At 68.7% G+C, this 21,211-nt stretch carries 16 protein-coding genes and 1 pseudogene; 12 read left to right on the top strand and 5 right to left on the bottom strand.

Annotation, left to right across the window (positions count from 1 at the left end):
• Positions 1–2: 2 nt before the first annotated feature.
• From ACZ4NT_RS29120 to ACZ4NT_RS29075, 10 genes are all read left to right on the top strand, one after another.
• Complete coding sequence (locus ACZ4NT_RS29120) at positions 3–956, top strand: DnaJ C-terminal domain-containing protein (protein ID WP_467728271.1); 954 nt, start codon at positions 3–5, stop codon at positions 954–956.
• On the top strand, positions 953–1,360 hold the full coding sequence (locus ACZ4NT_RS29115) for a chaperone modulator CbpM (RefSeq protein ID WP_121407735.1): 408 nt from the start codon (positions 953–955) through the stop codon (positions 1,358–1,360). The genes ACZ4NT_RS29120 and ACZ4NT_RS29115 overlap by 4 nt, the downstream gene beginning before the upstream one ends.
• On the top strand, positions 1,351–3,990 hold the full coding sequence (gene clpB / locus ACZ4NT_RS29110; RefSeq protein WP_467728270.1) for an ATP-dependent chaperone ClpB: 2,640 nt from the start codon (positions 1,351–1,353) through the stop codon (positions 3,988–3,990). The genes ACZ4NT_RS29115 and clpB overlap by 10 nt, the downstream gene beginning before the upstream one ends.
• Positions 3,987–4,445, top strand: coding sequence for a thioredoxin (gene trxA / locus ACZ4NT_RS29105; RefSeq protein WP_121407733.1), 459 nt, complete (start codon positions 3,987–3,989; stop codon positions 4,443–4,445). The genes clpB and trxA overlap by 4 nt, the downstream gene beginning before the upstream one ends.
• A 155-nt stretch (positions 4,446–4,600) precedes the next feature.
• Positions 4,601–4,864, top strand: coding sequence for a UBP-type zinc finger domain-containing protein (locus ACZ4NT_RS29100; RefSeq protein ID WP_121407732.1), 264 nt, complete (start codon positions 4,601–4,603; stop codon positions 4,862–4,864).
• On the top strand, positions 4,864–6,630 hold the full coding sequence (locus ACZ4NT_RS29095; protein WP_121407731.1) for a cyclic nucleotide-binding domain-containing thioredoxin-disulfide reductase: 1,767 nt from the start codon (positions 4,864–4,866) through the stop codon (positions 6,628–6,630). The genes ACZ4NT_RS29100 and ACZ4NT_RS29095 overlap by 1 nt, the downstream gene beginning before the upstream one ends.
• 277 nt (positions 6,631–6,907) lie before the next feature.
• Positions 6,908–8,029 carry a hypothetical protein gene (locus ACZ4NT_RS29090; RefSeq protein WP_467728269.1) on the top strand — a complete coding sequence of 374 codons (1,122 nt, stop codon included), beginning with the start codon at positions 6,908–6,910 and terminating at the stop codon, positions 8,027–8,029.
• 305 nt (positions 8,030–8,334) lie between these two features.
• Positions 8,335–9,510 (top strand): glutathione-independent formaldehyde dehydrogenase, encoded by a 1,176-nt coding sequence (locus ACZ4NT_RS29085; protein ID WP_121407730.1) that lies wholly within the window; start codon positions 8,335–8,337, stop codon positions 9,508–9,510.
• 427 nt (positions 9,511–9,937) lie between these two features.
• Positions 9,938–12,115 carry an FUSC family protein gene (locus tag ACZ4NT_RS29080; RefSeq protein WP_467728268.1) on the top strand — a complete coding sequence of 726 codons (2,178 nt, stop codon included), beginning with the start codon at positions 9,938–9,940 and terminating at the stop codon, positions 12,113–12,115.
• A 254-nt stretch (positions 12,116–12,369) separates the two neighbouring features.
• Positions 12,370–14,043, top strand: a complete 1,674-nt coding sequence (locus ACZ4NT_RS29075) for an FAD-dependent monooxygenase (protein ID WP_467728267.1) — start codon at positions 12,370–12,372, stop codon at positions 14,041–14,043.
• A gap of 201 nt (positions 14,044–14,244) precedes the next feature.
• Here ACZ4NT_RS29075 and ACZ4NT_RS29070 read toward each other — a convergent pair whose 3' ends face one another.
• Positions 14,245–15,306, bottom strand: a complete 1,062-nt coding sequence (locus ACZ4NT_RS29070) for a right-handed parallel beta-helix repeat-containing protein (protein ID WP_121407727.1) — start codon at positions 15,304–15,306, stop codon at positions 14,245–14,247.
• 1,246 nt (positions 15,307–16,552) lie between these two features.
• On the opposite strand from ACZ4NT_RS29070, the gene ACZ4NT_RS29065 reads away from it, so the two are divergent.
• Positions 16,553–16,888, top strand: a complete 336-nt coding sequence (locus ACZ4NT_RS29065) for a hypothetical protein (RefSeq protein WP_121407725.1) — start codon at positions 16,553–16,555, stop codon at positions 16,886–16,888.
• Between the two features lie 366 nt (positions 16,889–17,254).
• On the opposite strand, the pseudogene ACZ4NT_RS29060 reads toward ACZ4NT_RS29065, so the two are convergent.
• The 3 genes and pseudogenes from ACZ4NT_RS29060 to ACZ4NT_RS29050 form a co-directional block, all read right to left on the bottom strand.
• A pseudogene (locus tag ACZ4NT_RS29060) lies at positions 17,255–17,560 on the bottom strand (dihydrofolate reductase family protein); the annotation flags it as partial.
• A 246-nt stretch (positions 17,561–17,806) separates the two neighbouring features.
• Positions 17,807–18,739 (bottom strand): hypothetical protein, encoded by a 933-nt coding sequence (locus ACZ4NT_RS29055; RefSeq protein WP_121407724.1) that lies wholly within the window; start codon positions 18,737–18,739, stop codon positions 17,807–17,809.
• Positions 18,740–18,931: 192 nt separating this feature from the next.
• On the bottom strand, positions 18,932–19,222 hold the full coding sequence (locus ACZ4NT_RS29050) for a WhiB family transcriptional regulator (protein WP_121407723.1): 291 nt from the start codon (positions 19,220–19,222) through the stop codon (positions 18,932–18,934).
• A 440-nt stretch (positions 19,223–19,662) separates the two neighbouring features.
• Between ACZ4NT_RS29050 and ACZ4NT_RS29045 the strand changes: the two genes are divergently transcribed.
• Positions 19,663–20,187, top strand: a complete 525-nt coding sequence (locus tag ACZ4NT_RS29045; protein WP_467728266.1) for an SMI1/KNR4 family protein — start codon at positions 19,663–19,665, stop codon at positions 20,185–20,187.
• A 691-nt stretch (positions 20,188–20,878) separates the two neighbouring features.
• Here the strand turns inward: ACZ4NT_RS29045 and ACZ4NT_RS29040 are convergent.
• Positions 20,879–21,070: a hypothetical protein gene (locus tag ACZ4NT_RS29040; RefSeq protein ID WP_467728265.1), complete on the bottom strand. Its 192-nt coding sequence runs from the start codon at positions 21,068–21,070 to the stop codon at positions 20,879–20,881.
• Positions 21,071–21,211: the final 141 nt, after the last annotated feature.

Raw genomic sequence — 21,211 nt, 5'->3', positions numbered from 1 at the left:
CCATGGCGCGGGACTTCTACGAAGTGCTCGGCGTGTCGCGGAACGCGAGCCAGGACGAGATCCAGCAGGCATATCGCAAACTCGCCCGCAAGTACCACCCCGACGTCAACAAGGACCCGGGCGCGGAGGAACGCTTCAAGGACCTCAACGAGGCGCACAGCGTCCTGTCCGACCCCAAGACCCGGGCCCGTTACGACCGCTTCGGCGACGACTTCCGCCAGATCCCCGAGGACTTCGACGAACGGGTCGCGGCGGGAGCGGGCGGCGGCTTCCGCGGCCGGAGGACCGCAGGCGGGGGCGGTCCACGCGTCCGGTACGCCACCGGCTTCGGCGACGACTTCGGGGCGGAGGGCATCGACATCGAGGACCTGTTCGGCTCCATGTTCGGAGCCGGCGCCGCCCGAGGCGGCGTCCCCGGAGCGGATCAGGAGGCCGAACTGCCGCTCACCGTCGAGGAGGCGTACCGAGGCGGCCGTCGCACCGTCACGCTCGCAGGTCCCACTGGGCAACCGCGGCGGTACGAGGTCGACGTGCCGCCGGGCGTCACCGACGGGCAGCGCATCCGGCTGGCGGGTGAGGGTGGCCAGGGCAGTGGTGAAGCGGCCGCGGGCGACCTGTACCTGCGGGTGCGTATCCAGCCCCACCCCCTGTTCCGGCTGGACGGACGCGACGTGCACATCCAGGTCCCGGTCACCCCCTGGGAGGCGGCCCTGGGTGCGACCGTGCCGGTGCCCACACCCGGAGGCGGCACGGCCAAGGTCACGGTGCCCGCGGGATCGTCCAGCGGCCGGCGGCTGCGGCTGCGCGGCGAGGGCATGCCGAACCCGCGCGGCGCGAACGGCGACCTGTACGCCGAACTCCGCGTCGTGGTGCCGCCCACCCTCGGCGACCGGGAGCGAGAACTGTTCGAGGAGCTCGCCGCCACCTCTTCGTTCGACCCCAGGAGGACGCGATGAACGACCGACCCGCGGGAGCGGCAGGCATCGGCCGCGCCGGCTTGGGCGCCCGTCCCGTAGGCACGGGCGGCGACATCACCGCCTCGACGACTGTCCGGTACGCGCTCGTGCCCATACGCAGGCTCTCCCTCGACGCCGTGGCCCGTCGCTCGGGCCTCCACCCCGATGTGGTCCGCCGGTTCGTCGCCCTCGGCCTGGTCGACGCCGAACGCGACCGCGCGGGGCACCTGTTGTTCGACCCCACGGCCCCGGCGGTCCTTGCCCGCATCCAGCGGTTGCGCTCCGGACTCTGCCTCAACTACGCATCCATCGGCCTGGTGCTCGACCTGCTCGACCGCATCAGCCTGCTCGAAGCCGCCCTGCGCGGCCGAGGCGCGAGGAGTGAAACACCCCCATGGACATGAACCGTCTCACCCAGAAGTCCCAGGAAGCACTCCAGGAGGCCCAGACCGCGGCCGTCGGCATGGGGCACACAGAGGTCGACGGGGAACACCTGCTGCTCGCCCTTCTCGATCAGGAGGACGGTCTGATCGCACGGCTTCTGGAGCAGGCAGGCACCGATCCGAAGGAACTGCGCGCGGCCGTGCAGGAGGAACTCTCCCGCCGTCCGAAGGTCACCGGACCCGGCGCTGCACCCGGCCAGGTCTTCGTCACCCAGCGACTGGCCCGGCTGCTCGACGCCGCCGAAAGCGAGGCCAAACGCCTCAAGGACGAGTACGTGTCCGTGGAGCACCTCCTGCTCGCCCTGGCCGAGGAGAGCTCTTCCACCGCCGCCGGGCGCCTGCTCAAACAGGCCGGCATCACCAGGGACTCCTTCCTGAGCGCGCTCACCCGTATCCGCGGCAACCAGCGCGTCACCTCCGCCAACCCCGAAGTGGCCTACGAGGCCCTGGAGAAGTACGGCCGTGATCTCGTCGCCGAGGCTCGTACCGGGCGGCTCGACCCGGTCATCGGTCGGGACGCGGAGATCCGCCGCGTCACGCAGATCCTGAGCCGCAAGTCCAAGAACAACCCCGTCCTCATCGGCGACCCCGGCGTCGGCAAGACCGCCATCGTGGAGGGGCTGGCCCAGCGCATCGTCCGCGGCGACGTGCCCGAAGGGCTCCGCGACAAGATCGTGTTCGCTCTCGACATGGGCTCCCTGGTCGCCGGGGCCAAGTACCGGGGCGAGTTCGAGGAGCGTCTGAAGGCCGTGCTCAGCGAGGTCAAGGCCGCCCAAGGGGGCATCCTGCTCTTCGTCGACGAACTCCACACCGTCGTGGGAGCGGGCGCCGCCGAAGGGGCCATGGACGCGGGCAACATGCTCAAGCCGATGCTCGCGCGCGGCGAGCTGCACATGATCGGCGCGACCACCCTCGACGAGTACCGCAAGCACATCGAGAAGGACGCCGCCCTTGAACGCCGCTTCCAGCAGGTCGTGGTCGACGAGCCGAGCGTGGAGGACACCATCTCCATCCTGCGCGGACTGCGCGAACGCCTGGAGGTCTTCCACGGTGTGAAGATCCAGGACACCGCGCTGGTCTCCGCGGCCACCCTCAGCCACCGCTACATCACCGACCGGTTCCTGCCCGACAAGGCCATCGACCTCGTCGACGAGGCGTGCGCCCGGCTGCGTACCGAGATCGACTCGATGCCTGCCGAACTCGACGAGATCACCCGCCGGGTCACCCGCCTGGAGATCGAGGAAGCGGCCCTCTCCAAGGAAACCGACCCCGCCAGCCGAACCCGCCTCGAGGAACTGCGCAGGGAACTCGCCGACTTGCGCGGCGAGGCCGACGCCAAACACGCCCAGTGGGAGGCCGAACGGCAGGCGATCCGCCGCGTACAGGACCTGCGCCAGGAACTGGAGCAGGTCCGCTACGAGGCGGAGGAGGCCGAACGCGCCTACGACCTCAACCGCGCTGCGGAGCTCCGCTACGGCCGCCTCCAGGACCTGGAGCGCCGACTCGCGGCCGAGGAGGAGCAACTGGCCGCCAAACAAGGGCAGAACAGGCTGTTGCGCGAGGTGGTCACCGAAGAGGAGATCGCCGAGATCGTCGCCGCCTGGACCGGCATCCCCGTCACCCGCCTGCAGGAGGGCGAACGCGAGAAGCTGCTGCGTCTGGACGAGATCCTGCGCGAGCGTGTCATAGGCCAGGACGAGGCCGTCAAGCTCGTCGCCGACGCCATCATCCGCGCCCGCTCCGGCATCCGCGACCCTCGCCGACCCATCGGCTCGTTCATCTTCCTCGGTCCCACCGGCGTCGGGAAGACCGAGCTGGCCAAGACCCTCGCCCGGGCCCTGTTCGACTCCGAGGAGAACATGGTCCGCCTCGACATGAGCGAGTACCAGGAGCGGCACACCGTCAGCCGGCTCATGGGCGCACCACCCGGATACGTCGGTTACGAGGAAGGCGGTCAGCTCACCGAGGCCGTACGCCGCAAGCCGTACTCGGTTGTGTTGTTCGACGAGATCGAGAAGGCGCACACCGATGTCTTCAACACCTTGCTCCAGATCCTCGATGACGGCCGCATCACCGACGCGCAGGGCCGCATCGTCGACTTCCGTAACACCGTGATCATCATGACCTCCAACATCGGCTCCGAGCACCTTCTCGACGGTGCCACCGCCGAGGGTGAGATAAAGCCCGACGCCCGCGCCCTGGTGATGGGCGAGCTGCGAGGGCACTTCCGCCCGGAGTTCCTCAACCGCGTCGACGACATCGTGCTCTTCAAGCCGCTCGGTGAGCGGCAGATCGAGCGGATCGTCGAGCTGCAGTTCGACGAACTGCGCCGCCGCCTCGCCGAGCGCCGCATCGACATCGAACTCAGTGAGGCGGCACGTGAGTTGATTGCTCACCAGGGCTATGACCCGGTGTACGGAGCCCGGCCGCTGCGGCGCTACATCTCCCATGAGGTGGAGACACTGGTCGGGCGTGCCCTGCTGCGCGGCGACGTCCAGGACGGCGCGACGGTCCGCGTCGACGCCGAGCACGGCGAGCTGGTGGTCACCTACGACCCACCCGAGGACGTGAAGGGAGCGAGGGCGGCATGAGTACCGTGCAGGCCACCAACGTCACCTGCCCGCACTGCGGGCGCACCAACCGGGTGCCCGTGGCCGCCGAGGGCCGCCCCAAGTGCGGGCACTGCAAGCAGCCCCTGCCGTGGATGGCCGACGCGGGCGACGCCGACTTCACCGAGATCGTCGAGCAGGCCACCGTGCCCGTCGTCGTCGACCTGTGGGCCACCTGGTGCGGTCCCTGCCGCATGGTGAGCCCCGCGCTGGAGAAAGTCGCCGCCGATCTCGCGGGAAAGATCAAGCTGGTCAAGGTCGACATCGACAAGAACCCGCGCCTGGCGCAGCGGTTCGAGGTCCAGGCGGTGCCGACGCTGCTCATCCTGGATCGGGGCGAGATGGTCGCCCGGCAGGCCGGCGCGGCACCCGCGCCGGTGCTGCGCTCGTGGGTCGAACAGGCAATGGCGGGCCGGCAATCCTCTGCAGGCGGCTGAACGCCATGGGTGTGCAGCCGTGGCAGCCCGCCCGGGTCCGGTCGACTGGCCCGTTGACGCCCTCCCGCCTGCCATCGGCCCCCTGCCGCGCCCTCGGCGGAGCAGCCCCCTGACGGCCGCGGCTGATCGCGCTTGTTCACGGAAGGAGAATCCTCATGGTCACGATTCCCGACCCTCACCTGGCAATGGTGCGCCCGGTGACGCCGCGCACGCCGCAGGGCTGCGAGGAGTGCCTCAAGGAGCATTCGCCCTGGGTGCATCTGCGGCTCTGCCTCACCTGCGGGCACGTCGGCTGCTGCGACTCCTCGCCCCTCAAACACGCCAGGCGGCACGCGGGCAGTGTCGGCCACCCCGTCGTGCAGTCCTTCGAGCCGGGGGAGGACTGGCGCTGGTGCTACGTCCACGAGGCCGTGGTCTGATGAGCGCGGCCGAGCACAAGCATGACGCAAGCCGCGAGACGCCGGACCGGTACGGGGCGTTCCCGCGCCTGACACCGGAGCAACTCCAGGATCTGTCCACGTACGGTGAGCGCCGCAGGACCACCGCCGGCGAGATCCTGTACCGGGAGGGCGAGCCGTTCCGGGAGTTCCTCGTGGTCCTCGGCGGGACCGTCGAGATCGTCCAGGATCACGGCGGGCCCGAGGAGCACACGGTGGCGGTACACGGACCTGGCAGGTTCCTGGGTGAACTCGGGCTGCTCGAGGGCGAGGCGGCGTTCGACACGGCCGTGGTGCGCGAAGCGGGCGAGATCCTGGCCGTACCGGTGGACCGGCAACGCACCCTGGTCAGCCGCGACCCCGTCCTGGGCGATCTGATCCTGCGCGCCTATCTGGGCCGCAGGTATTTGCTCATCGGCCTCGGTGCCGGCTTCCGGATCCTGGGGTCGTGCTATTCACCGGACACCCTGCGGCTGCGTGAGTTCGCCGCCCGCAACCGGCTGCCCCACCGCTGGGTGGATCTTGAGAAGGACAAGGAGGCCGAGGCGCTGTTGCGTCGGTTCTCCATCCGTCCCGAGGAGACACCGGTGGTCATCTGGAAGTGCGAGCGGGTGCTGCGCAATCCCAGCAACACCGAACTCGCCCGGTTCATCGGGCTGCCCGCCCCCTCGACGGAAGCCGGTCAGTGCGATGTGCTGGTGGTCGGTGCCGGCCCCGCGGGACTCGCCGCCGCCGTGTACGGCGCCTCCGACGGTCTCGCGACGGTCACTGTCGACGCCGTGGCCACCGGAGGCCAGGCCGCGACCTCGTCCCGCATCGAGAACTACCTGGGTTTCCCGTCGGGCATCTCCGGGGGCGAGCTCGCCGAACGCGCGGTACTCCAGGCCCACAAGTTCGGCGCCCGCCTCAGGGTGCCGGCCCAGGTGAACGGGCTCACCCCGCAGGACGGCGAGTACGTCATCACCTTCACCGACGGATCCCGGGTCCGGACCGGCGCCGTCGTGCTTGCTTCCGGTGTGTGGTACCGCAGGCTCGAAGTGCCCGGCATCGACCACCTGGAGGGCATCAGCGTCTACTACGCGGCGACCGTCCACGAAGCCAGTCTCTGCCAGGCGGACCCGGTCGCCGTGGTCGGCGGCGGGAACTCCGCCGGGCAGGCGGCACTGTTCCTCGCGAACCACGCGTCCAGAGTCCATCTCCTGGTCCGGGGCAGCGACCTCCACGCGGACATGTCGCGCTACCTGGTCGACCAGGTGGAACGGCACCCGAGGATCGAGGTGCTGCTCCATACCGAAGTCCGGGAAGTCTCCGGGCAGGAGAAACTGGAGTCGTTGACCTTGGAGGACAACGCAACCCACGAGCGCCGCCAGTTGCGGGCCGCGGCGCTGTTCGTGTTCATCGGGGCCCGGCCACGCACGGAATGGCTGAGGGGCGTGCTGGCCCTGAACGAGAAGGGGTTCGTCCTCACCGGCGCCGACGCCCAGCCGGCGATCGACGCGACGCAGTGGGACTCGCTCGGCCGTGATCCGCTGCTGTTGGAGACCACCCTTCCCGGGGTCTTCGCCGCCGGCGACGTCAGGAGCGGTTCCGTGAAACGGGTGGCATCGGCTGCCGGTGAAGGTGCCATGGCGATCCGCCTCGTGCACGAGCACCGGGAGAGGGCCGGCAACCTGGTCCGCACGGCGGGCCCCGAGGGGCGCAGGCCGGTTGCGGGCCAGTCCGTGTCCGTTCCCCGACCTTCCCCCTGATGGCGCGGATCGAGCAGTGACCGCCTCCGCACTCCGTGAAAGGAATGGCCAGTTGGTGCACTGCCCGGTGGGACCAAGGCGGCGTGGAGCGGGTGTCAGCACTGCTGCACATGCTGTGGCCACTTGTGCGAGCAGCCCTCCAGGGGACAGCGAGGAGGTCTGCGCGCACTGCCTGTGACCGGGCGGCGGGCCAGCGTGTCACGAGGCGCCGGCGTCACCGCGGGGGCATCCTTCTGGTACGCGCGATCGCGGGTAGTCGACGAGAAGAGGCCCAGTCATGCAGACGGCACATGAGGGCGTCACGGTCGTGGCTCTCCTGGCGGACCCGGATGCGCCGACGGAGATCGCCCAGCGCATGGCCCGGATGCTTCCCGCAAGGCTCGCCGAAAAAGGGGGTCAGGGGCGACGGTTCGACGTCGAAGTGATCAGTGAGCCCTTCACTGCGGGGACCGAAGACCCGTCCACCTTGATGCGCCGCATCATGGACCGCGGAAGTGAGGAGAACTGGGACATCCTCGTGGCCCTGACCGATCTTCCGCTGCACTCCCACGGACGCAAGCTCGTGGTCGACCTCAGCCACGAACACGGCCTGGCGCTGCTTTCTCTTCCTTCACTGGGGGGTTTGCGCCTGCACGCGCGGACCCGGCAAGCCGTGGAAGAAGCCGTGCTCAGCTTGGCGGGTTCGCGGACCGCCGACACCGGGGGACCTCGACAAAGCCGGCCGCTGCAGGGGCCCTTCGCCAGTCGCTTCGCGCCGATGCACCCAGGCCGCATCGGTGAGCAAGAGACCCCTGACCTTCGGTACGTCGTCAGCGGGCCGCGCGGTTACCTGCGGGTGCTCCTCGGCATGGTGCGCGCCAATCGGCCGTGGCGCCTGGTGCCGGGCCTGTCGAAGGCCCTGGCGGCCGCGCTCGCGACGGGTGCGGTCGCCACGGTGAACTCGACCGTGTGGAGCCTGGCCGCGTCCCTGAGCACGCCACGTCTCGTGATCGCCATGGTCGGGTCCGTCGCGCTCATGATCGGCTGGCTGATCGTGGACGCGAACCTGTGGCATCGAACGACCGAGGCCTCGCCGGAAGCACGGAAGAGGGCGGCTCTCTACAACGCCTCGACCGTGTTGACCGTGGGAATCGGAGTGCTCACCTGCTACGTGGGGTTGATGGTCATCAACTTGGTGTGGGCACTGTTCATCCTCAACGAGCAGGTGTTCGCCTCCATGACGCGGAACCCGCTGCATGCCACGGAGTACTGGACGTTGGCCTGGTTCGTGGCTTCGGTTGCCACAGCGGGCGGAGCACTGGGATCGGGGTTGGAGAGCGACGAGGCGATCCGGGCAGCCGCCTACTCCAAGCGCGAACAGGATCGCCGCAGCGCGCTGCAGGACGACCACGGTGACTAGCCGGTGATCTTGACTGGGATGCGCCATCGGCCGGTGGCCAGCCGGGTCTTGAATTTTCGTAAATCGGTTGGTGTGGGTTGTTTCGCCTCCCCGGTCGACGGGGACTCGGAAGACACGCCGTCGCAGCGCCGAGGTTTCCTGGCGAGTCGGCGGCAACACCACCGTTACGCCTGAACCGGGTGAACGGCCCGCCGAGGCGTGCCGGAGCCGCGGACCCCGTTGTCACAACGTGGAGAGTCAGGTTGCGTGCTCCGCCTCCCCAGCAGACGTGCTGCGGTCGTGTCGCAGCACCGAAAGAAGCGATCATGAAAGCAGCGGTATACGAAGGCCCGCGAGCGGTCACAGTGAAGGACGTGCCGGACGCGAAGATAGAGCACCCCTGCGACATCATCGTCAAGATCACTACTACCAACATCTGCGGTTCGGACCTGCACATGTACGAGGGCCGCACCTCGTTCGAGTCCGGCCGCACCCTGGGACACGAGAACATGGGCCAGGTCGTGGAGGTCGGTTCGGCCGTCCGCAAGGTCCAGGTCGGCGAGTACGTGGTCCTGCCCTTCAACATCGCCTGCGGCTTCTGCAAGCAGTGCGAGCAGGGTCTGACCAACTACTGCCTGACCATGCAACCGGAACCGGCCCTCGCCGGCGCCGCCTACGGTTTCGCCGACATGGGCCCCTACCAGGGCGGCCAGGCGGAACTGCTGCGCGTGCCCTACGGCGACTTCAACGCGCTGCGTCTGGGTGAGGACGCCGCCGAGCGGCAGACCGACTACGTGATGCTCGCCGACATCTTCCCCACCGGTTATCACGCCACCGAGATGGCCCACGTCAAACCCGGCGATCAGACGATCGTCTTCGGGGCCGGTCCCGTCGGGCTGATGGCTGCCTACTCCGCCCTCCTCAAGGGCGCCGGACGCGTCTGGGTGGCCGACCATCAGCCCGACCGGCTGCGCAAGGCGGAGGAGATCGGTGCCATCCCGATCAACACGGCCGAGCAGAACCCTGCGGAGGTCGTCAAGGAGGCCACCATCGGCTTGGGTGCCGACAACGGCTGTGAGTGCGTGGGCTACCAGGCACACGATGCCGAGGGACGCGAGGACGCCAGCCTCACGCTCAACGGCCTGATCGACTCGGTCAGGTTCACGGGCCACATCGGTGTGGTGGGCGTGTTCCTGCCCCAGGACCCCGGGGGCGAGGAGGCCCAGGGCGAGTTGGAGGCGCAGGGCAAGGTCCCGATCGACTTCGGGATGATGTGGTTCAAGGGCCAGCGGATGGGGACCGGGCAGGCTCCGGTGAAGAGGTACAACCGGGCGCTGCGGGACCTGATCGCCGGAGAGAAGGCGAATCCGAGCTTCGTCGTCTCCCACGAACTGAGCCTGGACGAGGCACCTGCCGCCTACGAGCACTTCGACGCCCGGGACGAGGGCTGGACGAAGGTGGTCCTGCATCCAGACGGACATTCGAACGGCCACAAGCGATAGCGAACCCGGCGCCGCTGTCCGTCTGTCTTCCGGGACCAGTCCGGGTGACGCGGGGCAAGCACCCTGATTTCCTGCAGCAGGGGATGAACCAAGGTGACGAGGCGGCTCCGGCCCGGTGGGGCGGACCGCGGCTCCACCCGGCCTGACGGGCGCGTGCGCGACCGAAGGCGCCTGAAGATGCTCCTGAAGTCGCTGCCACGGACGGGCCTGCGACACCGCCCGTTGAACCCACGCTCGTCAAGCCAGTGGTGGGAACCCACCGGACGTGCGATGCGGCGCGATTCCTGGACTGGTGAGGCCGCATGTTGATGTGTCGCACTTTCACCGATGCGCAGTTCCTCGGCCGCGCGGGATGGTTCATGGTCCGATGGCCGTACCTCGTCCAGGCCCACGCGAGCCGTCAGGGCGATCCGACCGGGTTCACACCGTGAGATGGCTGCGGACCTTCGGGGAGGTCGTGCGATCCGCGCTCACGATCGAGGAGACGCGGCTGGAGCCGCTGCTCGCTCTGCGTACGGCCGCCGGGGTGGCGATCGTCGTCGGGTTGGCGCTGTGGCTCGTCTCCCCTGCGTATGCCGCTTCCGCCGCCCTGGGTGCCTACTCCGCGGGTGGAGCCACCTTTCAGCGCACTTGGCGTCCTCGCAAGGTGATCGCGCTCGCCGCGGGCGCGGGTCTGGCGCTCAGTACCTTCGTGGGCTACTTGGCGGCGGGGCGACTCGTGACGTTCCTCCCGCTGCTGGCTGTATGGGCCTTTGCCGCGGGCATGGCCTGGGCAGTCGGATCGACCGCCGGGATCGTCGCAGCGACCACCGTCGGCAGCATGCTGGTGACCATCACCCTGCCTACGAGCGTCGGGCGAGCCCTGGAGCACGCCGGAGTCATCGCGCTCGGAGGCGTGGTGCAGGCCGTGCTGATTTTGCTCTTCCCGGTCCGCCGTTGGGGGGCGCACCGTGACGCGCTCGCCGACGCCCTGGCCGCCGTGGCGGACTACGCCCGCCGGCTGCGGCACGACCCGGCCGCTCCGTTCGACCCTGAGCCGCTGATGACGGCCCGCGACGCGGCCGCCGTGACGCCGTCACAGGCCCGCACCCGTCCCCCCGTCCTCCACGGCCCCCGGGGACTCGCCGAGCGCATCCGGCCGGTCGTCGCCGCGCTCGCCGACCCGGACGTCGGCGCGCCCGCGGAGGGGCCAGGGCGGGAACGCGCGCGGGAGTTGCTTGACGCGGCCGCCGACGTCCTGGATGCAGCCGCTCGTTCGATCCGCCGCGGCGCTCCCGTCCAGGTGCCGCCCGAAAGCACGGACGTCCTACGTGTCGACCAGGAGCACGAGGTACTGGAGGGCCCGGCGCGTCAGGCTGCCGAGCGCCTGGTGGAACTGCTCGGCGAGGCCATGGAGATCGCCGGGAGCGGCGGCGCTCGTGGGACGCCCCCCACGCTGCCCGGCCGCGCGAACGCGCAGTTCCTGGTGCGCCCGACAATGCTCCGACTGGTCCCGGTCGTCGCCCGGGCGGTCCGCCGTGAGCTCCGCCGGGACTCGCCCGTGTTTCGGCACGCCCTCCGCCTGGCGGCGGTGGCCACGCTCGGATACGTGGTCGCAACCCGGCTCCCACTGGGCCACGGCTACTGGGCGCCCATCGCCTCGGTGATGGTGATGCGGCCGGACTTCCACCGGACGTTCGCGCGTGCGGTGGCCCGTCTCGCCGGAACCCTGGTGGGGGTCGCGCTCGCCACCGGGATGGTGCGGGCCCTGGGCCCGGACGCTGATGTGTTCGGCGCGCTGGCGGTGGTCTCGGCGGGCCTGTCGTACACGCTGATCCGTACCGGCTACGCCTACTCCCAGTGCTTCACTGCCGCGTACGTCGTCTTCCTGCTCGGTATGGGCGGACAGGGATGGGAGCAGACGGTCCCCGAGCGGGTGTGGCTCACCCTGCTCGGCGGGAGCCTGGCCATGCTGGCGTATGTGGTCTTCCCCGCGTGGGAGACGCCCCGACTGACGGGTCGGCTCGCGGACTGGCTCGCAGCCAACGGCCGCTATGCGGCCACGGTGCTCCGCAACTACGCCGAACCGACCCGGGAGCATCATGCCGAGATGCGCACGGCGCTACTGGAGAGCAGGGAGGCACGTGCGGCCTGGCAGGAGGCATACGACCGGGCAAAACAGGAACCGGTACGTCCCAGGGGTCTGACGTCGCGCGAGGCGGAGGAGGCGCAGGAGGCGCTGAAGGGATTCGGCCGGGCGGCGATGCTCGTGGAGAGCCACGCCCCGCCTGCCGACAGCCCTGTCGCCCCCGAGGCGCAGCGTTTCGCAGAGGCCCTGGAAGCGGACACCGCGCAGGCCGCGGTGGACGTGCGCGAGCACAGGAATCCGGACTGGCGACGCGTGGGGGAGGCGCTCCACGAGTGGGAGGGGGCCGCTGCCGGGGACCGGAGCCAAGTGGCGCGGCGTGGGGCGGAACTGCAGAAGCAGGCCTTGGAAGACCTTGCAACCGCAGTGAGCCGCACGCCTCTGGAGCGGGACGTCGGCTCGGCTCGCGAGGAGCATCGGATGGCGGCGGCCATGACGGGGGAGGGTGACGGATCAGAACCCGCGCACCGGGGTGGGTGAGCGACGAGTCGCCCACGGGAGCGCGGAGGCTTGGCGGCGGAGGCACACACGGTCGACTGACGAACCCGTCGAAGAAACGCACGCTGGGCCAATCCGGTAACGGCCGAATCGGTGAACCTGAACATCCGGCAGCGCAGCCCTGGCCAGGATTTCAGTGGGCATCACTTCGAAGGGAGCCTCGGCGCGCCCGGCCCGGAGGGACTCGATGCAGCAGACTTTCTCGGTACCCAATCCGGACGCGAGGGAGCCTGATCATGGCTGATGTCGACGTACTCGTGGTAGGCGCGGGCCCAGTGGGACTGACGGCGGCGGCCGAGCTGCGGCGGCACGGCGTGGACTGCCGCATCATCGATCGGCTGGCCGCCCCGGACCCCTACGCCAAGGCCATCGGTATCGTGCCCCGCACGCTGGAAGTGTGGGACGCCATGGGCCTGACCCGCGAGGTGCTGGACGAGGGGGTGCCGCACCTCGGCCAGCTGGTCTACATCGACGGCAAGCCCCGGCCCCACGTGGAGCTGACTCTGCCGGCCGAGATCCCCTACCCCTTCGCCACACTGCCCCAGTACAAGACCGAACAACTGCTCACCCAGCACCTCGCGGGCTTCGGCACGGAAGTGGAGCGGGCGACCGAGCTCCGCTCGCTGCAGATGCGCCCGGACGACGTCGAAGTCGTCGTCGCGCACGCCGACGGCCGGACCGAGTCGCTACGTGCCCGCTACGTCATCGGCTGCGACGGCGCGCACAGTCTGGTCCGCAAGGCGGCCGGACTGACCTTCGAGGGCGACGCCCTTTCCGAGCAGTACATGATCGGTGACGTCGAGCTCGACTGGGAACTGCCCGCCGGCTACAGCATCCGGTCCGTGAAACTGGACGCGAACGGTGAAGTGGACGACATGATCGTCTGCATTCCGATGCCTGGCGTCCGGCGCTACTGGCTGTCGATGCTCCGCCCTCGCACCCAAGCCGAGGGCGATGACGACGCGAGCGCCCCGGACGAGTCCGTCCTTGCCCTGGAGGATGACCAGGGACTGGACCTCGAACAGATTCAGGCCGTGCTCGACCGGCTGTCCCCGGAGGTGACGACCGCCTCCACGCTGCGCTGGTCCTCCGCCTTCCGGACCAGCCACCGCCTCGTCGACCGCTACCGCGAGGGACGTGTCTTCGTCGCCGGGGACGCGGCACACATCCAGCCGCCGATCGGCGGGCAGGGGCTGAACACCGGCGTGCAGGACGCTTTCAACCTCGCCTGGAAACTGGCCCTGTCCGTCCGCGGGCTGGCCACGGACGACCTGCTCGACAGCTATCACGCCGAACGTCACCCGGTCGCGAAGGAAGTGGTCGACCGCACCGTCCGCCATGCCCGCTCCGTCCGCCGGGCCGGTGCCGGCCCCCTCAACAACGGCGCCGACGCCGAGTTGGCCCTCATGCGCCAGGCTCAGCTGATGGTCGCCTACCCGGACAGCCCACTGACCCAGCGGCAGTCGGCGGACCACGTACCCGAGGCTGGTCCCGTGCCCGGCGACCGCGCACCGGACTGCCGCGGCCTGCTGAGCGACCTCACCAGCTACCCGCGACGGCTGTTCGACCTGCTGCGTACCCCGCGGCACGTGCTGTTGCTGTTCGCCGGCATTGAGCACGCGTCGGGCGAGGGAGTGACCCGCCTCGAAGCCTGCGCCGCCGAGGCGCACCGCGCCGCCCACGGCCTGCTCGACGCCTACCTCATCACCGCCGCAGAGGTACCGGAGGACGCCCGACAAGTCGGCCTCAGGCCCCCGCGTGTGCAGGACGCGGCGAACGAGTTCCGCGACGCCTACGCGCCACGTGACGGCGAGGCCATCTTGATCCGCCCGGACGGCTACATCTCCGGACGCTTCCACCCCGCCGCGCCGGAAGACCTGGCGGCCCACCTGCGCCGAACCTTCGCCTGACCCTCGCAGCGAGGGCCGAGCGGTACGAAAGCGTGCCGTTGCCGTGGCAGGCCATTTCTGGCCCGGCCTGCCACGGCAGCGACAGGTCTCTCCTCACCTCGTGCTTCGCGCACCAGGAGACAGCGGTTGCGCTACGCGATCACGAACCCGAAGGAAGCGGCCGTCGCGACGGAGACGGACGATTCGAGCGGGCATCCGAAGTCAGCACATTCCGGCGGGTTCGGAGACCGTGCAGGTGTTGTCCCGGAACGTGTTGCCCTTGCCGGTGTCACGGTTGACGAGGTCGGCAGGGCCGTTGCGCCGCAAGACGTTGTCCCTCACGTCGTTGCGTTCGTTGAGTGCGCCTACGAAGCTCTTGAAGAGGACGATGCCGCCGGACAGCGGGGACGTGCCCACGTTGTCCTCGATCCGGTTGCCCGTCACGAGAATGTTCTCCGCGCCGGTGAGGACGATGCCCGAGCCTTGGAGGAAGGGCAGACGTGCGGTCTTGGGGCAGAACTTGTTGTTGGCGTGGATATGGTTCCGACGCACGGTCACAGCGCCGACCCGGGGCTTGTTCTCGTCGCCGACGATGTTGACGGCAGAGCAGTTGCCGGTGGCGTCGTTGTGGTCGACGGTCAGGTTCCGCAGCCGTCGTACGGTGATGCCGATCCGATTGCCGATCAGCCGGTTGCGGGCGACGACGGTGTTCTTGCTGTCGCGGGCGCCCTCCTCGGTGTCGATGGTGTTGGAGAGGAACACTCCGGCGTCGCCGTTGTTCCTCGCGGTGTTGTCGACGAGCCTCGTGCGGACGGACCGCTCGGTGGCGAGGCCCCACTGGCCGTTGTGCTCGGTGGTCACCCCGCGGACGGTCAGCCGGTCTGTTCTCGTGGCCCACAGACCCTGCTTGGTGAAGCCCCTGAGTGTCAGCGCGGTCACGGTGACACCGCGGACGGGACTGCTGTCCGTCCCGGCGACGCAGATGCCGTTGCCGGCCCTCGCGCACGCGTCGGCTGTGGCCGCGCCCGGCGTGATGACGGTGTTGCGGGCGCCGGCGCCGCGCAGTGTCAGGTCCGGCACGGTGATGCGGATGCTCTCGTGGTAGGTACCGGGGAAGACGACGACGGTGTCGCCGGGCTTCGCCGCGTCCACGGCCTTCTGGATGGATTGGCCGGCGCGCACCAGGTGCACCGACGGGTGGGCGGCCGAGGGGGCGGCCGCGCCCAGGCCCGACACTACGACCGCCGCCGCGCAGGCGAGGTGAGCCAACTGTCGTTTGTTCATGGGCCGAAGCTATTGACGGGTGTTGGGGCCCGCCACCGGTGATCGTCCAGGTGGACCCGCCCCTGTCACCGTGACGCGCCGAACGCTGCAAGTCCCGGGGGACGAGCCGCAGCTCGTGGACAATGCCCCCGCCCAACGCGATCTTGCCGGCGCAGAGCCTGGCCGGGGACGGTGTCGAGCAGGGTGCCGTTGACGGCGCCAAGGGGCACACGCTTCGCCGGAGGCAGTCAGGCCGGGATGAAGTTCGGCCACCAAGGTGGGACGTTGCCTGGGCACAACGGGGCGGGATAGGAGTCCGGCGTGCCAAGCCATGTGACAAGGAACCAGGTGAACCACAGGGTGAAGACGAGCCCTGCTGCAAGGGCTGCCCTGTGATGACGTCTTCCGAGGGTGCTGTGCAGGATCACCCACGGAACCGCAGCGGCGATCCATATGAGAGGCGCAAGAAGCAGCAACGTCATGCCATTGGTTACGCCGTTGCCGATGTCACAAGCAGCCCACGCAGTCCCGATCGCAGCAGTGGACACCACTGCGGTCAGGCCACCGAAGAGGAGCCCAAAGCCAGTTCCTCTGAACCGGCGGCCCGGAGGACTCGACGGCGCGGCCCTCACGATCATCTCCCCTCCTCGTCGTGGATGCGGACAATACCAATGTCCTGAAGCAGCCCGCTGGTGTCCTGGCCTTCTCTGACGCCGGTCAGACGTTCCTGGGCGTCCGAAGCCGTCGCCGGCAGATGAGGCCGTAGGAGAGGGAGACGCTGGGGCTGTGCTCCCGAAGGATGTTGTCCGGGTATGGCTCAACCCGTTGTCGCTCGGGCCGAGGTTGGTGTGGGAGCTGCTGGCCTTGATCTGATCGATGTCGTCGCCGACGCCGCCGATGCCGTTGGAGATGTCGGCCTGCTGCTTCAGGATCTGGTCGAGGAACCGCCCTTGCTGCCTGTTCCGCAGCGCCGCCCCCGCCGGCGTGGTCAGGAACCCCGTGCGCTCATCGGCCGCACTTCAGGCGCGCTTGTCCTCCGCACTCCCTCTCATCGAGCACGCCACGGCATGTCCAGTCCCGGTCGGCACGCACTACGGCGCACCCGTCTCCGTCGGCGGACCGTCATGCAAGATCGAAGTTAAAGCATGGACATGATCGGCGACGGATGACTAACCTGCTTCCCGACCAGCCTGTCGGTCATCCACAGCCGACAGCGCGCGGCCGGCCTGACCAGCCGGCCCGAACAGAGGGGGATCTTGTGCTCCACATGAAGAAGCTCGGCAAGAGGACGCTCACCTCGCTCCTCTCGACGCCGCTGCTGCTCGGCGGCATCGCTGTGGCAGCGCCTATTGCCTTGGCCACCCCGGCCAGCGCCGCGGTTCACGGCTGCTCGTTCCACCAGATCAACCTTTACTCGATCAGTTCGACTTGCCGCTACGGCCCGGGAGAGCAGCGGGCCAAGATCCGCTGCACTGACGGCATCAACGGCGACACGTCCATCGTCTACGGCCCGTGGAAGCAGTGGTACCAGAAGTCCGTGGCTGTGTGCGGCGCGCCCCAGAGGACCAGCGCGAAGTTCATCGAAACCCAGGTCAGGAGCTGACCCGCAAGCTGGACAGGCTCTAGCCTGCACGATTCGCCTGCGGCCACGTCCGGATCTTGAAAAATACTGAAAGTGCCTTCTGGACTGGGGCGATGAGGCTCTTCCAGGGCTTCCGTCACCCCAGCTGGAAGGCACTTCCTGCTTGCGATCGTAAAATCTCGGCGGCCGATTGGTGAGGATTGAGACCGGATCTGGATCCCTGCACCGGATGGCGCCTCGCTGGCAACGCAGTTGTAGCGGGGCGTGGCGTGGAGTGGAGGCTTGCCAGCCGCGTGGCCAACAGGGCTCCAATAGAGGCAGGTTGCCCTGGGACGTTTCTGCTCCATGCCCTGGCGCCGTCTTGGGCTCTGGACGGACGGGGTGAGGTCACGCAGGAGTGCCGAGCGGTGGGTGCTCGAGCAGGCGGGGCTTGTATTCGACCAGCCGGATGCGGTCGTCGAAGGTGCGGTGCTCGATCATTTCGAGGGCGACGTCCGGATAGCCGTCGTAGATGCGTTCTTCGCCCGTGGCGCCGGTGATCACGGGGAACATCACGACCCGGAAGCGGTCGACGAGTCCGGCTCGCAGCAGGGACCGGCACAGGCTGAGGCTGCCGATCGTGCTGAGGAGTCCCGAGCCATTGGACTTCATGGCGCGGACCGTCTCGACGGCGTCCTCGCGGACGAGCGTGGCGACGGACGTGTCCTTTCCTCGTATCCTCGGGTGTCACGAGTTTGGACTGGCCGGGAGCCATAAACTCATCGGCCACGCGGCGGAGGATCGAGAAAACCCATGACGCTGCAGCCGATCGGGCCGGCGGAGCGGCAATGCTTCGGAGGGCCCGCCCCGGCCGTCATGGGCGAACGCGTCCGCGAAGTCCTGGCGCCGGCCCGATGTTCCGGGCGCAATGATCTGGGGCCGGTGGTGGGCCGACACCAGTCAGATGTGGGGCCAGTCCTGGTTGGCTGTCACTTCGCGTGCGACGTGACGCCACTGGTCTTCTCCGCCGGGCAGGGGCCAGGCCCAGGTCGGCTGTTCCGCGGTGTTCAGGTCGTGAAGAAGGCGGACGAGCTGTGGGCCGACGATGCCGGCGCCGTCCGGGACGGTGGAGCCGTGGTAGGCGCGGAGTTCGGCGAAGCGTTTCAGTTCGTCCTCGTAGAAGCTCACGGCCTGATCGACACCCCGGGCCAGGTCATCGCGCGGCACCGTGCGGTGCAACTGCAGCAGCGGAGGCTCGACGGATTCGGCGATCGCCGCGGCGAGCCGTGCGTGACCGTCCAGGATCAGATGGCAGTCCAGGCCACTGACCCACCACAACAGGACGGGTGGGAGCGTTCCTTCACGGGCCTGCTTGCGGTACGCCTTGACCCGGCTGTCGTCGGCATCGGGCATGGGCCGCAGCGGAAGGACCTCCCACGAACCGGAATGGAAGAACCAGTCGATGTAGCCGTCTGGACAACCGTCGACGAGCATCGAGTTCCAGTACTCGGCATGCGCGGTGTCGGCGTGGCGCCAGCGCAGGAGCGGACTGTCGCATGACAGTAGCCACCGTCCCTCATGCAATGGACTGTCCGGTGAGTCGATGAGGTACTGCGCAAAGCGGTGAGCCCACCGTTCCGGGCTGCCCGCCAGGGCGCGCCCCACATCGGCGCGCAACGGCGGGACGAAGGAGCGGTACTCGTCAGTGCGCCAGAAGTCCACGCCCTGGAGCTGCTCATCGACAACGGCGAGCAATACAGGCCGCGACAGCTGGGAGACCAAGAGTTGCGTCCCGGCGCTGAACACGCACAACCCCGGCTGGTGGGGGCCCTGTACGTCCAGGGACAGGCCCATCCATGTGCCATCGTCCCTCGTGGCATCGCTGCGCTGCATGCCGAGAGCGTAGACGGCTGCCGCGGTGGACCGCGACGGCTCCCTTGGCCGTTGAACACGGCCCAAACACTCCACGGCCTGTGGCCCCGGTGGAAACACACGGAGGTGCTCTCGTTGGAGATCCTCACTCCGCTGAACGCCGGACCGAGTGGGACGACGAGCGGCCCTGGGCGATGGCACAGAACCCCATTACTACGCGCTGCCGGACCCGGAATGAGCTGCCATCCCGTCGAGCAACACCTTTCTCCACGAGGTGACGTGAGGTCGGCGGCGGAGCAGCGCCCGGCGCTCGCGCTCGGTCATGCCGCCCCACACACCCCACTCGATGCGGTTGTCGAGGGCATCGGCGAGACACTCGGCACGGACGGAACAGCCTGCGCAGATCGCTTTGGCCCGGGTCTGGCCCGCGCCGTCGGCGAACAGCGCCTCGGAGTCGCCGGTGCGGCATGCCGCGTCCTCGCTCCAGTCCTGCAACCTGGTCATGTCGCCTCCCCCTGTCGCACACGGCGACACCGAAGAGCCTACTGCCCAGGTCAGCAGGCCCTAAGCCCCGCTCTCAGGAGGACCGTGAAAAGAGCACGCTCAGGCTGAGGACTCTGTAGTCAGTCGGCGTAGGCGGGAACAGTTGGACGTCGGAGACGGCGAGGCCGGTGCGGGCTCGTTCACGTCGCGCGGGATGACGCCAGCGGCCACGAGTGTCCAAGGAGATGTCGGCGCTCACTTCGACAACGACGCTCGGCTGGAGGAGGTCGAGGCCTCTTGGACCTTGCGGTGGCCGAAAGGCCGGCAGGCCTCGACGGTTGCACCCCGGTCCTGGTTGAGGTCCGCCTCTGCAGAGCGGTAGACGGGCTCGGGGGCGTGCTCCCTCCTGTCGTGCCCATGCCTCATGCTGTTCCATGCGTTGATGAACCGAGGGAGACGACATGACCGAGGACGAACTGATCGCGGCAGTCAGGAAGCAGACACCCGACGACAACCTGGCACCGGTCGCCACCCTCACCGTGACCTCCGCCGTCGAGGCGGAGGTCGGTCACCCGATGCCCCGTTTCCTCCGCAGGCTCTATGCCGAAGTCTCCAACGGCGGCTTCGGCATCGACGGCTGGGAGTGCGCCTCGTTGAGCCCGCTTCCTGACCACTACTTCTGCGACGGTGAGGACATCCTCGAGCTCTACCGCGGTTTCACCACTCCCACCCAAGACCCGGACGATGAGACCGTCCCGCACGGCATCGTTCCGATCATGGACCGCGGCTGCACGATGTGGACCCTTGTCGACTTCCGCACGCCCGACGGCCGCATCTGGGTATGGGATGGGAACGAGTGCTGCCGCAAGCTCTGTCCCACCACCATCACCTCCGTGCGGGAGTACTTCGCCGAGGGCATCGCGGGTCGACTGGACGGCGCCAGCCCGCTGCACAGCCAGTTGATAAGGGAGTCCTGCGAGCACTGAGGATCAAGCGGCCGGTGTCTCGAACTCCGAGCGGAAGCATCACCTCACGGGGCGTCTTCAGCGCTGCCTCTCAATGGTGAGGTCCGCGGCGGCGATGATCGCCTCCGGTCTCAAGCGCGGGCAGGATGGCGACCCGCCAGGTCGTGGGACCAGTTCTCGCCGCCCAAGGCTGCGAAGCGTTCCGCTGTTCTCCGCTTGATGCCGATCAAGTCGGAGAGCACGACGGGTGGCAGGTCGGCGAGCACTTGCATCATGGCCGTGTTCCGGGCTGCGCGGGCGGGCAGGTCGTAGCGCTTGAGTTTGTCGGACGGTCCCGCAGGGTTGCGGGGGCGCCCGGGGGCTCGGCTCGGCAGCAGGTACCTGGTGGCTTCGTTGCCGTGCCGGGATCCGTCTTCTAGGTGGTCGTCGATGAGGCGGGCGAGCTTCGGTGGCAGGACGACGGGGTGGCGGATGATCGACAGTTAGGTGTGATCCGCGTCGTGGTGGAGGTGGTTGGGGAGTGAGTTCGACAATGCGGGTCAGAGGGAGGGCGTAGAGGCGGACGAGGGCTGCGGCGATGCGAACGTCCGACGGAAGCCTGGGGTCGTTCAGGCACCGGCGTAGTTCCTCGTAGTGGTCTTCTATGGTCCGCCGCTTCGTTGGCGCTCCCAGACTTCCCGTACCGCACCGCCAGCGAGCCGAACTGTCCGAACTACGGGCTCTTCCCATGCCGTCGTAAACCCACCAGGTCGACCATGGAGGACTCGGTGCGCCGGGTTCCGTAGGCGTAGATCGTCTTCAGCACCGCGGCGTCGCGCAGCGCGGTCAGTGTCCCCTTTCGCCCGTGTCCGTTGATCTGGGCCGGCCGGGCATCGTGCTTCGAACAGGGCCTGGACCTCGTCATAGGTCAGCGGCTCCGCTGTGACGCCGACATGGCAAGGGAGTTGGTGGGGTGATCAGCGAGAACGGCGATTCTGGCGAGCCGCCCGATGTTGCATTAACCGCGATTCATCGCGTTTCTCGCCTTCTCCCAGCCCTGCATCCC

This window comes from Streptomyces sp. NPDC026417, from assembly GCF_055567695.1.
This window is presented reverse-complemented; position numbering and strand designations above follow the sequence as displayed.